The organism is Streptomyces sp. NPDC052687 (assembly GCF_040678395.1).
Lineage (GTDB): Bacteria > Actinomycetota > Actinomycetes > Streptomycetales > Streptomycetaceae > Streptomyces.
Genome location: NZ_JBFATR010000038.1, coordinates 55,098 through 67,783 on the forward strand (window position 1 = coordinate 55,098; position 12,686 = coordinate 67,783).

Annotated in this window: 10 protein-coding genes; 5 read left to right on the top strand and 5 right to left on the bottom strand. The window is 74.2% G+C overall.

The genetic code is table 11. The features are described 5' to 3' along the window. Window positions 1-60 precede the first annotated feature (60 nt). Complete coding sequence (locus AB0K92_RS25340) at window positions 61-1,779, bottom strand: SpoIIE family protein phosphatase (protein ID WP_365926418.1); 1,719 nt, start codon at window positions 1,777-1,779, stop codon at window positions 61-63. A gap of 474 nt (window positions 1,780-2,253) precedes the next feature. Here AB0K92_RS25340 and AB0K92_RS25345 point away from each other — a divergent pair, with 474 nt between their 5' ends. The 3 genes from AB0K92_RS25345 to AB0K92_RS25355 all read left to right on the top strand — a co-directional run bounded on the left by AB0K92_RS25345 (window position 2,254) and on the right by AB0K92_RS25355 (window position 4,973). Continuing rightward, entirely contained in the window at window positions 2,254-3,144 is an 891-nt protein-coding gene (locus AB0K92_RS25345) for a glycoside hydrolase family 19 protein (RefSeq protein WP_365926420.1), read from the top strand. Window positions 3,145-3,366: 222 nt separating this feature from the next. Beyond that, entirely contained in the window at window positions 3,367-3,894 is a 528-nt protein-coding gene (locus tag AB0K92_RS25350) for a winged helix-turn-helix domain-containing protein (protein WP_365926422.1), read from the top strand. Further along, complete coding sequence (locus AB0K92_RS25355; protein WP_365926424.1) at window positions 3,891-4,973, top strand: serine hydrolase domain-containing protein; 1,083 nt, start codon at window positions 3,891-3,893, stop codon at window positions 4,971-4,973. Before AB0K92_RS25350 ends, AB0K92_RS25355 begins: the two co-directional genes overlap by 4 nt. 102 nt (window positions 4,974-5,075) lie before the next feature. Here the strand turns inward: AB0K92_RS25355 and AB0K92_RS25360 are convergent, their stop codons facing one another. Together AB0K92_RS25360 and AB0K92_RS25365 are read right to left on the bottom strand one after the other, a co-directional pair. Then, window positions 5,076-5,795: a DJ-1/PfpI family protein gene (locus AB0K92_RS25360; RefSeq protein WP_365926425.1), complete on the bottom strand. Its 720-nt coding sequence runs from the start codon at window positions 5,793-5,795 to the stop codon at window positions 5,076-5,078. Window positions 5,796-5,911: 116 nt separating this feature from the next. Beyond that, window positions 5,912-6,565 carry an HD domain-containing protein gene (locus tag AB0K92_RS25365; protein ID WP_365926427.1) on the bottom strand — a complete coding sequence of 218 codons (654 nt, stop codon included), beginning with the start codon at window positions 6,563-6,565 and terminating at the stop codon, window positions 5,912-5,914. 53 nt (window positions 6,566-6,618) lie between these two features. Between AB0K92_RS25365 and AB0K92_RS25370 the strand changes: the two genes are divergently transcribed. Both AB0K92_RS25370 and AB0K92_RS25375 read left to right on the top strand, forming a co-directional pair. Next, the gene (locus AB0K92_RS25370; protein WP_365926429.1) at window positions 6,619-7,611 is read left to right on the top strand and encodes a helix-turn-helix domain-containing protein; all 993 of its coding nucleotides are present in this window, start codon (window positions 6,619-6,621) and stop codon (window positions 7,609-7,611) included. 79 nt (window positions 7,612-7,690) lie between these two features. After that, window positions 7,691-9,046 carry an APC family permease gene (locus AB0K92_RS25375; RefSeq protein WP_365926431.1) on the top strand — a complete coding sequence of 452 codons (1,356 nt, stop codon included), beginning with the start codon at window positions 7,691-7,693 and terminating at the stop codon, window positions 9,044-9,046. Between the two features lie 115 nt (window positions 9,047-9,161). On the opposite strand, the gene AB0K92_RS25380 is transcribed toward AB0K92_RS25375, so the two are convergent. Further along, window positions 9,162-10,445: an FAD-dependent monooxygenase gene (locus AB0K92_RS25380; protein ID WP_365926433.1), complete on the bottom strand. Its 1,284-nt coding sequence runs from the start codon at window positions 10,443-10,445 to the stop codon at window positions 9,162-9,164. Between the two features lie 68 nt (window positions 10,446-10,513). Beyond that, the gene (locus AB0K92_RS25385; RefSeq protein WP_365926435.1) at window positions 10,514-12,523 is read right to left on the bottom strand and encodes an anthranilate synthase family protein; all 2,010 of its coding nucleotides are present in this window, start codon (window positions 12,521-12,523) and stop codon (window positions 10,514-10,516) included. Window positions 12,524-12,686: the final 163 nt, after the last annotated feature.

Consider the following 12,686-nt stretch of genomic DNA (forward strand, 5'->3'; position numbering starts at 1 on the left):
TCCACCGCTCGGTCCGGATCCACCGGGACGGCCGGGCCGTCGCGGCTCGCCTCGACGCGGTCACGGCCGGGCGGGTGTCCGCAGGGCGAGGAGGGCCACGTCGTCGTCGTTGGCGGCCGGGCGGACCCGGCGCAGCAGCTGGTCGGTGAAGGAGGTCAGGGGGCGGTGGGCGAGGGCGGCGGCGTGCCGGCGCAGCCGGTACAGGCCCTCGTCGAGGGAGTGGCCGGGTTCTTCGATCAGGCCGTCGGTGTACAGCACGAGGGTGGATCCGGGCGGCAGCAGGGCCGTCGCGTCGGTGCGCGGTCTGCCGGACCCGGTTCCCAGGAGGATGCCGTGACCGTCGGTGAGGTAGCGGGCCAGGCCGTCGTGGCTGATCAGCAGCGGCGGGGGATGGCCGGCGTTGGTCCAGGTCAGCTTCCAGTGGCCCTGGTCCGTCTCCTCGATGCGGGCGAGGATCATGGTGGCCATGGCGACCTCGGTGATGTGCATGACCGCTTCGTCGAGCCGGTCGACGATCCGGCTGGGCGGCTCCCGCAGCGCCCAGGCGTAGGCGCGGAGCATGTTGCGCACCTGGGCCATGCCGGCCGCGGCCTCCAGGTCGTGGCCCACGACGTCCCCGACCGCCAGCGCGGTGGCGCCGTCGGCCAGGGAGAAGGCGTCGTACCAGTCACCGCCCACCTGGGAGGCGTCGGGCGCGGGCAGGTAGCGGACCGTCATCTGCAGCCCGGGCACGCGCGGCATCTGGGGCAGCAGGTGGTTCTGCATGGTCTCGGCGACCTTGCGCTGGCGCTCGTACAGACGCGCGTTGTCCACCGCCAGCCCGGCGCGGCGCGCGATGTCCTCGATCAGGGGCAGGTCGGCGGTCGTGAACTTCTCCGGGTGCCCGGCGCGGCCCAGGGTGAGCGCGCCGAGGACCTCGCGGGTGCTGCGGATGGGGGCGATGGCCGCCGAGTGGATGCCGGTCGCCTCGAACAGGCGGCCCTGCTCGACGGCGATCCCGGAGTCCGGCTCCCGCTGGTAGGTCTCCGGCCCCGCGACCGCGGAGGCGACCCCGCGCAGGGCCTTGGACAGCGGCATCGGGGACTGCTCCGGGATCGGCGGCATCGGGCCCTGCAGGTCCTCGCGGTGCACCAGCGTGTCGCCGTCGGCGTGGACGACGAGCGCGCGCCACACCTCGTCGCGCTCGGTGATCAGATCGACGACGACCCAGTCCGCCAGCCGGGGCACCACGAGCGTCACCAGCCGGCGCAGCGCCTCGTCGACATCCAGGGTGGAGGTGAGCCGCGTGGTGGTCTCGGCCAGCAGCGCGAGCCGTTCCAGCTCCGACAGCGACGCGGCCGCCGCGCCCGGTCTCCGACCGGTTTCCTGCGGGTGGTCGCAGGTGTGGAAGACGACGAGCGTGCCCTTGTCGCCGCCGAGGTCGTAGGGGGTGATCAGCCAGGAGATGGGCAGTACGGTGCCGTCTCCGCGCGCGAAGTGGTCCGCCTCGCCCTGGGCGGCGCGTCCGGTGTGGAAGGCCTGCCGCATGGAGCACTGGCTCCTCGGCAGCCGCTGGCCGTGGGCGTCCCGGTGCAGCAGGTCGTGCGCGTCACGGCCGACGAGTTCCGCGGCGGACCGGGCGAGCATCTCCTCGGCGCGGGAGTTGACGGTGATGATGCGGCCCTCGGCGTCCACCACGTAGGCGCCGGTTCCGATGGCTTCCAGCGCGCCGGTCAGCGCGGCAGTGGCTGCCGTGCCGGACCTCGGTCCTCTGTGGGGCGTATGCCCAGGCCCTGCCATGTCCCTTCCCCTGCTCGTCGGTCGCTGCGGCGCCGGCCGACGGCACGTCCGCCCGGCGGCATCCGCTGTGCCGAGTACCCCGCTGCGCCCTCGAACCGGGTCCGGCGGCGTGCTGACCGACACCGTACCCTCGGCGGACCGGCGCAAGCCTGCCGTCAGCCGTCATCACCTCCGTCGGGCTGCCCGTACTGTCCGTGGCCGCTGCGGGCGTCAGCCGGATTGCCCGCCTTGCCGACCTTGCCCGCCTTGCCGGACCTGTCGTCCGGCCGTGCCGTCCTCCGCCGCACTTCTCAGACCGGGACATCCGGGAGTGACTGGTCTACACCCTTGACTGGTACAGACCAACACGGTTGAGTGTGCCTCCACAACCCCCCACCACGGCCGCCCCCACGCCGTGTCCGGTCCACCGGTGCGTGTGCGCTCCGCTGCGTCCTGCCCAGCGTGATGGCCGTGTTCCGTAAAGGAGTTGATCCCGTGTCGAGACGTCGTGTCTCCTCCCTCCTGGCCGTCCTCGCCCTCGCCGGCACCGCACCCGTGCTGCTCCCGGCCGCGAACGCCGCCGCCGCGGCGTGCTCCAGCTACCCCAACTGGGTGGCCGGCAAGGCGTACAACGCCGGTGACATCGTCCGCTACACCGACGGCAAGGCGTACATCGCCGAGCACGCCAACCCGGGTTACGACCCGGTCATCAGCACCTGGTACTGGGAGCCGTACGCCTGCGACAGCGGGCCGGGCACGCCCGACGCGCGCTTCGTCGTGACGGAGGCGCAGTTCAACCAGATGTTCCCCAACAGGAACCCCTTCTACAGCTACAGCGGCCTCACGGCGGCCCTGAGCGCCTACCCCGGCTTCGCCAACACCGGCAGTGACACGGTGAAGAAGCAGGAGGCCGCCGCCTTCCTCGCCAACGTCAGCCACGAGACCGGCGGACTGGTCCACGTCGTGGAGCAGAACACCGCCAACTACCCGCACTACTGCGACTGGAGCCGGCCCTACGGCTGTCCGGCCGGCCAGGCCGCCTACTACGGACGCGGCCCGATCCAGCTGAGCTGGAACTTCAACTACAAGGCGGCGGGCGACGCGCTCGGCATCGACCTGCTCAACAACCCCTGGCTGGTGCAGAACGACTCGGCCATAGCCTGGAAAACCGCTCTGTGGTACTGGAACACCCAGACCGGCCCCGGCAGCATGACCCCGCACAACGCCATGGTGAACGGCGCCGGCTTCGGCCAGACGATCCGCAGCATCAACGGCTCCCTGGAGTGCGACGGGAAGAACCCCGCGCAGGTGCAGAGCCGCGTGAACAACTACCAGCGGTTCACGCAAATCCTGGGGGTGAGCCCCGGCGGCAACCTGTACTGCTGACGGGGGTCACAGGGGGCGGGGGTTGGGTGTCATGCCCCTGACCGGCGCGGCGCATGAGTGACCTCGTGCGCCCGAGCCCGCCCCCGCACTCCGCCTCCGCGACTCCGCTCGCCACGACCGCGACGCCCGCCACGACCGCGACGCCCGCCGTCGCGGTCGTGGCCGCTATCCCGCTGCCGCGCGGCTTGCTTCGTTATTACGTAATAACGTAATCTCCGGCTCATGGCTGAGGACTCCCTGTCCGAGCGGCTTGCCGCGCTCGAGGAACGCGTCGCGCGGCTGGAAGCGGCACCGCAGACACGGCAGACATCTCCCGACGAGGTGTTCTGGGCACTCGAAGGCCTGCGCGGACGGCTGACCGGGGACGGGCAGGTGCTGTTCACGGGCGCCGTGGACCTGCCCACGGGGGAGCACTACGAGTGGCAGCAGGCCGCGGAGACCGGCAGCCTGCTCGACGCTGACTGGTCGGACCACGCCGTGCCCTACGCCGCGCTCGGGCACCCGGTGCGCCTCACCCTGCTGCGGGCGGTACTGCGTGGCACCCGCTCCGCGGCCGGCCTGCAGGAGACCGCCGGGCTGAACACCACCGGGCAGCTCTACCACCACCTCAGGCAACTCACCGCCGCCGGCTGGCTGGAGGCCGGGGGACGTGGCCACTACCAGGTGCCCGCGGGCAGGGTCGTGCCGCTCCTCGTGCTGCTGTCCGCGGTGGCCCCCGCGCCCACCGACGACTCGAGGGATGACCAGTGAACCGACGCAGACTGATGGGCACGGTGGCGGCCGCGGCCGGTACGGCACTGATACCGGGCAGGGCCACGGCAGCGGGGGACGGCCTGGCGGCGCGGGTGCGCCCCTATCTCGACCGGGCCCTGGCCGCCGGAGCGCCCAGCGCCGTGTTCGGTGTCATCCGCGACGGCCGGCGGCATGTGGCCGGCGCCGCCAAGGACGGCCCCGCCCCCGACGGCCGCACCGTCTTCCAGCTCGGCTCGATCGGCAAGACGTTCACCGCCACCGCGCTCGCGCGTGCCGTGGGGGCCGGCAGGGTACGCCTGGACACGCCCCTCACCCTGCCGCCGGGGTTCACCGTCCCGCGCGGAAAGACCCGGCACATCACCCTGCGCGACCTGGCGACCCACTCCTCCGGCCTGCCCCGCCTCCCGGCCAACCTCCTGGACGACGCGGACCCGTACAACCCGTACGCGCACTACACGCTGAAGGACCTGGCCGCCGGGCTGCCCCGGACCGCCCTGGTCCATGAGCCGGGAAGCGCGTACGCCTACTCCAACCTAGGCTTCGGACTGCTCGGCCAGGCCCTCGCCTTCGACGGCGTCGACTTGATGCTGCGGCGCCGGGTGACCGCACCGCTGCGCCTGCCGGACACCACCACGACCCTGCGGCCGGACATGGCCTCCCGCAAGGCCGTCGGGCACATGGAGGGGGAAGCCGTACCCGACTGGCGCGACCGCGTCCTCAGCGGCGCGGGCACCTCGATGTACAGCACCGCCGACGACATGCTCCGCTACCTGAGTGCCCAGCTGCGCCCGGAGCGCTCACCCCTGCGGGAAGCGATCGAGCTGACGCAGCGGCACCACTTCACCGACCCCGGCACAGGGCTGCGGCTCGGGCTCGGCTGGCACTTCGGCACCCTGTCCGACGGCCGGACCGTGACCTGGCACAACGGCGGCACCTACGGCTTCAGCACCTGCGCGGTGTTCCACAGGAAGAGCGGGACGGCGGCGCTGATGATGGTGAACACCTTCAGCGGCGACGGCGCGACCTCGTTCGACGCGCTGGCCTTCGACCTGCTGGCCGAACTCGCCGGTTCCTGAACAACGCGTGCGCGGCCGCGGTGGAACGGCGAGGTGAGGCCTCGCCGTTCCTGGCCGTGGCGGCCGTCGTGCCGAACCGCATGCCGGGCGAGCGGTGAGGCTTCAGGCCGTCCACACCGTGCCGCGGGCCTCGTACTCGAGCATCTGCTCCAGGCCCACCGCGGCGTCCGCGCCGAGTTCGCGGCGTACCAGCCACAGGGCGAGATCCAGCCCGGAGGTCACCCCTCCCGCGGTGACCAGGTCGCCGTCGTCGACCACGCGGGCGTTCTTCAGCACGCCGCCCTGCTGCTCCAGGTCGGCCCGCGCCCGGTGATGGGTGGTGCACGGGCGGCCCCGGGTCAGCCCGGCCGCGGACAGCAGCATCACGCCCGTGCACAGGGCGCTGACGGTCAGGCCGGGCCGGGTCGCGGCGGCCAGGGCCCGGGGCAGGGAGCCGCGCCGGATCTCCGCCCACACACCCGGATCCTCGCGGCGCGCGTAGCCGCCGCCGGGGACGACGAGGAGGTCCGCCTCGCCGGGGGCCCATCCGTGGTCGACGCGCAGCCTCGTGCCGTAGGCGGCCTGGACGGTACGCGGACCGTCGAGCGTCACACAGCGGACCTCCACCTCCCGGTCGGCGAAGTAGCCGGAGGCGGAGAACACCTCGTACGGGGCGGAGAAGTCGAGTTCCTCCACGCCGTCGAACATGACGACGTGCACGCGTAACGGACGGTCGCGCCGGGGCGCGGCGGCGGGCGCGGCAGCGGCCCGGGTGGCGGCGCCGGCCGTCAGCGTCGCGGCACCGAGGGCGGTGCCGGCGTGCAGGAGAGTACGGCGGTTCATGTCGGTCGGTACTCCGTTTCTCGATCGGTCGGTCGGGGGCGGGAAGGGGGAGCGGCAGTGGCCGTCCGCCGCGGCGCGCTCGGCGGAAGGGGGTTCAGTGAGGGCCCGGTTGCAGGTCAGTTGCCCCAGCGCGCGGCCTCGGCCATCGTCTCCATCCGCGTTCGGTGCGGCGGCGTGGACCGTTCCCGCAGGAGTTCCGCGGCGATGGAGAAGAGCGGCGCCTTCTCCGGGCGGTGCCGTGCCTGCGCGACGATCTCGTCGGTGAGGGTGGTGGCCATGGACAGCCGCGGATAGGCGGCGTGGATCGCGGCCCCCGTGGCGTCGTCGACGCAGTCCGTGTCCCAGCCGAAATCCATGCCGGTTCCCTGGTGCACCAGGGCGCACAGGATGCCGCGGCGCTCGGCGACGCCCGGCGACGTGTGCAGCGCGATGGCCTCCCACACGGCGTCGACGTCGGCGGCGGGCAGACCCTGCGCGGTGAGGAACTCCGCGGCCGTGTCGGCGCCGTCGACCTCGAACCGCTGGTGGCGGTCGCCCGCCCGGGTCAGGCCGATGTCGTGCAGGACGCAGGCCAGGAACAGCAGTTCCGGATCGTAGTCACGCCCCGGCTCGGCCCCCTGGTGGTCGGCGCGCAGACGGGCGAACAGCGCGCTGCGGACGCTGTGGTTGGCGGTCGCGGTGGACTCCGTCTCACGCACCAGGTCCAGCGCGCGGCGGGCGAGGGGAGTGTCGGGCAGCGGCGGGAGGCCGGTGGTCGTCACATCGGTCATGGCATCGATGATCGGCTGCGGCCATCGGCCAGGACAGTGGCAGACTTGCCTCCATGCGTGAGGAAACGGCCACCTCCCGTGCGCCGCAGCGCGTGGCGGTACTGGTCATGGACGGCGTGCTCCCCCTCGATCTGGGCATCCCGGCCCAGGTCTTCATCGGCGTGCCCGGCGACCCGTACGACCTGACCCTGTGCGGCCGGACCGCGGGGCCGGTCCCGACCGCGGCCGGGTTCGCCGTGACGGTGGGGGCCGGACTGGAGGCGGTGCGCGACGCGGACACCGTGGTGGTGCCGGGGTACGCGCCGCACCTGCGGGAGCTTCCGGTGGACGTGCTCGCCGCGCTGGCCGCGGCGCACGACCGCGGGCGGCGGCTGGTGTCCATCTGCACGGGGGCGTTCGCGCTGGCGGCAGCCGGCGTCCTGGACGGCCGCAAGGTCACCACCCACTGGAAGTACGCCGGCGAACTGGCGGCGCGGTACCCGAAGGTGTCGGTCGACCCTCGCGTGCTCTACGTCGACGAGGGACAGGTGCTGACCTCGGCGGGAGTCGCCGCCGGTATCGACCTGTGCCTGCACCTGGTACGGCGCGACCTCGGCTCCCGGACGGCGAACGAGGTGGCGCGCACCCTGGTCTCCGCTCCCCACCGCGACGGCGGGCAGGCCCAGTACATCAAACGGCCGCTGGCCCCCGATCCGTACGGCGTCACCCTCGCGCCCACCCGCGCGTGGGCCCTGTCCCGCCTGCACGAACCCCTGACGGTCACCCGGCTCGCCGCGCACGCCCACATGGCACCGCGGACCTTCGCCCGCCGCTTCGTCGCCGAGACCGGCACGACGCCCCTGCGGTGGCTGCTCGCCGCCCGGCTCGACCGCGCCCGGGAGCTGCTGGAGAGCACGGAACTCACCGTCGACCACATCGCCGACCGGTGCGGTCTGGGCAGCTCCGCGAACCTCCGGCTGCACTTCCGGCGCGCCCTCGGCACGACCCCCACCGCCTACCGTGCGGCCTTCGCCCCGACGGCCCGGCCGCACTCCGCCCAGATCTGAACCGGGAGCGGGGCGCCCGTATGCGCCCGCGCACGGAGCGTCATGCGTGACTCCCGCGTCACGGGGGACACGAGTCGACATGTCGACGGTGAGAGAACAGCAGCCCTCGGCCGCCTCGGGCGGCCCGGCGCTCAAGAAGGCCCTGACCACCCCACTGCTGTACTTCTTCATTCTCGGGGACGTCCTGGGCGCCGGGGTGTACGTGCTGGTGGGGCAGGTCGCCGGGGAGGCGGGCGGAGCCGTCTGGGTGCCGCTGGCCGTCGCCCTGCTGCTGGCCCTGCTGACCGCGGCCTCCTACGCCGAGCTGGCCACGAAGTACCCGCGGGCCGGCGGCGCCGCCCACTACGCGACGCGGGCGTTCGGCCCGTTCGCGGGCTTCCTCGCGGGGTTCTGCATGCTCGCCGCCGGCATCGTCTCCGTCGCCGCCCTGGCCCGCGGCTTCGGCGGCGACTACCTGTCGGCCTTCGTGACCCTGCCCGTGGGCCTGGTCGCCGTGGTGTTCCTCGCCCTGCTGGCCCTGCTCAACGCGCGCGGCATCAAGGAGTCGATGCGCGCGAACGTCGTCGCCACCGTCATCGAGGTCGGCGGGCTGCTCATCGTCGTCGCCCTCGGCGCGTGGCTGCTGCTGCGCGGCGACGCGGACCCCGGGCGGCTCACCCGCCTCGGCACCCCGGAGAAGGGCGCCGCCGCCGCCGTACTCAGCGGCTCCGTCCTCGCGTACTACTCCTTCGTCGGCTTCGAGACGTCCGTGAACGTCGCCGAGGAGACCCGCGACCCCCGCCGCTCCTACCCGCGCGCCCTGTTCGGCGCGCTGGCCACCGCCGGGGCCGTCTACGTGCTGGTGGGCATCGCCGCCTCGGCGGCCGTGCCGACGGACCGGCTCGCCGCCTCCAGCGGCCCGCTCCTGGAGGTCGTCAAGGAAGCGGGCGGAGTGCCCCTGCTGCTCTTCAGCGCCATCGCGCTCGTCGCCGTCGCCAACGGCGCCCTGCTCACCGGCATCATGGCGTCCCGCCTCGCCTTCGGCATGGCCCGCGACGGCCTGCTGCCCGCACCGCTGGCCAAGGTGCTGCCCGGCCGCCGCACGCCCTGGGCCGCCATCGCGGCCACCACCGTGCCGGCCATGGCCCTCGCGCTGACCGGCAGCGTCGCCGTCCTGGCGTCGACTCTGGTCCTCCTGCTGCTGGTGGTCTTCCTCATCGTCAACACCGCCGTGCTGGTCCTGCGCCGCGATCCCGGCACGGAACCGCACTTCCGCGCCCCAACCGTGCTGCCCGTGCTGGGCGCGGCCTCCTGCGTCCTGCTCGCCACCCAGATCGAGGGCCGGGTGTGGCTGCGGGGCCTGATCGTCCTCGCCGTCGGCGCGCTGCTCGGCACGGTGGCGGCGCTGCGGCGCAACCGCCACCGGCACCGGGCCGAGCAGCCGGTACGGCCGTGACAGGACGACGGGGCGGCGGGCCCTCGGCGCGGTAGCGCGGACGGCCTCACGCTCCCGGCCTCCCGGATCACAGGACGAGCCGGCGCGGACGGCCTCACGCTCCCGGCCTCCCGGATTACGGAACGAGCCGGCCGCTCCCCGCGGTGGCCCGCACGGGCCGGCCGCCCTCCGCCGTGGCCGGTGGTCCCACCAGCTCCCGGGTGAGTGCGGCGGGGCCGGGGCCGGTGAAGTCGCGGGCGCCGTGCAGCCAGGTGACCTTCGCGTACAGGTCCTCTTCCGACAGGGACCGCAGCAGCGCGTCGCGGGACCGGGCCAGGGCACCGCTCGGGTGGTACAGCCGGTCGCCCATCTCCCGCGCCAGGAGCTGGGCGCTGCCCGCCCGGCTCCAGCGGGCGTCCCGGTAGACCGCGAGGAGTCCGGGCACCGCGCCGGGACCGGCCGAGTTGAGCAGGCCGCCGAGGACCACCGCGTCCTCCAGGGCCTGGCAGGCGCCCTGAGCGGCGTACTGCAGCATGGGGTGGGCGGCGTCGCCCAGCAGGGCGACCCGGCCGTCGGTCCACGTGGCGACCGGGTCACGGTCGCACAGCACCCACTCCCGCCACGCGTCGGCCAGGCCCGCCACGTTCCGCGCGAGCGGGTGCAGTCCGTCGAGGCGGTCCAGGACGTGCTCGCGCGGGACCGGCCGGCCGCTGACCAGCTCCTGGGCGCCGTCGTCCACGGTCAACGCGACGTTGAGGTGCCGGCCGCCGTCGATCAGGTAGTGGACGAGATGCCGTCCCGTGCCGGCCCACAGAGTCACCGTGTTCCACCGCAGGTGTTCGGGGACGCGCTCGACGGGGACCAGGGCCCGGTGGATGGTGTGGCCGGAGGGCTTCGGCGGGCCGTCGTCCACCAGCCGTGCCCGGACGGCCGACCACAGCCCGTCGGCTCCCACGAGGAGGTCGCCGCGGAAGGCGCGGCCGTCCGCGGTGCGGACCGTGACGTCCCCCGGCCCCTGGGTGTAGTCGGCCACGGACGCGCCGGTCACCAGCGTCACCGCGGGCGCCGCCCGGCAGGCGGCGAGCAGCGGGCCGTACAGATCGCGTCGCCCCACCACCGCGTAACCGCCGCGGAACCGGTGCCGGTACTCGCCGGTCAGCGGGAGACCGGCCAGGAGTTCCCCGGTCGCGCCGTCCACCAGCCGCAGCGCCTCGACGTGCACCCCGCGGGCCCGGACCGCGGGCCCGACACCGAGCCGGTCCAGGGCGAGGAACCCGTTCGGCGCGATCTGGATGCCCGCGCCGATCTCGGTGAGTTCTTGCCGCCGCTCCAGGACGGTGACCCGGTGTCCGCCCCGGGCCAGGGCGAGCGCGCACGCGAGACCACCGATGCCGCCGCCCGCGACGAGCGCGTGAACCATGGCGTGTCCTTTCCTGCCGGGGTGCGGTGGTGTGGTGGGTGGGGGCGCCGGTGCCGGTGCCGCTCGGGTCACGGAGGCAGCAGCCCGGCGAGGAGGGACGCGAGGATGCGGGGGCCGTCCCGGGTCAGGACGGATTCGGGGTGGAACTGGAGCGAGGCGAAACGGGCGCCCTTCAGGGCGTGCACCTCGCCGCTGGCGGGATCACGCGCGACCTGGACGGGCCCGAGGCGGGGATGGTGCAGCAGGTCCCGCTCGCAGCGGGCCTCGAACGTGTTGTAGAAGCCGACGTGTTCGCGCCGGCCGAACAGGCTGATCTCCCGTCGGGTGCCCTGGTTCGGCACATCGCGGCGGACCAGGTCCAGACCCAGGCGGATGCTCAGCAACTGGTGGCTGAGGCATACGGCGAGGAAGGGCCGGTCGTGGGCCACGAGCCGGTCCATGAGGGCCCGGAGCCGGGCGATCTTCCGGTCCGTGAGCCGGCGCGGGTCCCCGGGGCCGGGACCCGGCACCACGAGATCCCAGCCGTCGAGACCCCACTCGCCGAGCCCTGAACCGGGACGCCCGCCGCCGGGCTGCCCGTCGGAGGCCGCCCGGCCGCGGTCCGGCTCACCCAGCTCGTCCCAGCGGCGGATCGTCACCGCGGCGCCCAGCGCGCCCAGCTGGTGGCCCAGCATGGCGGTGAAGGTGTCCTCGCCGTCCACCAGCAGGATCCGCGGAGCGGCCCCGCCGTGGCGGGCGGGCGTGCCCCGCCGTTCGGGCTCGGCGAGCCAGAACCGGGCGAGGGCGTCATTGCGGGCGGCCAGCGCGGCCCGTACGTCGGGGTGTCCGGCGAACCGGCCCGGCGCGCCCCCGCCGAGCGCCGCGAGCAGCCCGGCCGCCTTGGCGCGGGTCTCGCGCGCCTCCGTGTCCGGGTCCGAGTGCCGGACCAGGGTGGCGCCGACACCGATGCTCAGCCGCGCCTCCTCCGGGGTGGCGCCGGACCCGCCGCGGATGTCGGCCGTACGGATCAGGATGGCCGAGTCCAGGCTGTGCCGGCCGGACGGCTCCCGGCCGATCAGCGCCAGCACTCCGCTGTAGTAGCCGCGGCCGGCGCTCTCGTGGCGGACGATCACCTCCGCCGCGCTCTCCACCGGTGACCCGGTGACGGTCGGCGCGAACAGCGTCTCGCGCAGGACCTCGCGCACGTCGAGGTCACACCGGCCGCGGATCAGGTACTCCGTGTGCGAGAGGCGGGCCATCTCCTTCAGGTACGGGCCCAGCAACTGCCCGCCGTCCGGGCAGATCCGCGCCATGGTCTTCAGCTCCTCGTCCACGACCATGGCGAGTTCGTCGGTCTCCTTGCGGTCCGCAAGGAACGACAGCACCCCGTCGAGGGTGGGGCCGCCGACCGGATGGCAGTACGTGCCGCTGACCGGGTTCATGACGGCGGTGCCGTCCTCGACGCTGATGTGCCGCTCGGGTGTCGCGCCGATCAGCCAGCGGCCCGGCGTGTGCACGAGGAAGGTCCAGTAGGCGCCGTTCTCGCGCCGCAGCAGCCGGTGGAAGAAGGACAGGGCGCCCGCCCGGGTGAAGTCCGGCAGCCGGCTGGTGAACGTGCGCCTGACGACGAAGTTCGCACCCGCCCCCCGCCCGATCTCCTCGGCCACCACCCGGCGCACCGCCTCCGCGTACTCCCGGTCGGGCGGATCGAAGCCGCGCTGGTCCGACTTGACCGGCTCGTCGGGGAGGCGCCGCAGGGCCTCCGCGACGGGCAGCTCCTGCCGCTCGGTGACCGGCATCCCGATCAGCGCCTCGCCGTCGTCGCGCACGGCGTGGCCGCGCTCGGCCAGTTGCCGGTACGGCACGACGACGAGCACCTCCCCGGGGCCGTCCCCGGAACCCTCCGGGGCCCCGGGCAGCGGCAGATCGCCGAGGCGCGCGTACGGGGCCGCCGACCCGAGCAGCACCTCCACCGTGCCCGGCGCGCTCTGCGGCCGGTGCAGCAGGGCGAACGCCGGGGCGGAACCGTCCAGGACGCGGGCCAGCGCGTCGGGCGCGCCCGCGCGGCGGGACCCTGCGTCCGGGCGGCGCGCGCTCACCGCAGCGCCTCCGCCACGGACACGGCCACCGCGCCTCGACCTGCGGCTGTCTCGGTGGCGACCACGGCCGCCGGGCCGTGACCACCGCGACCCGCGGCCGCCTCGCCCGCGATCCAGTCGACGGCGACGGGGGCGCCGTTGGCGCGGATCGCCTTCGCCACCT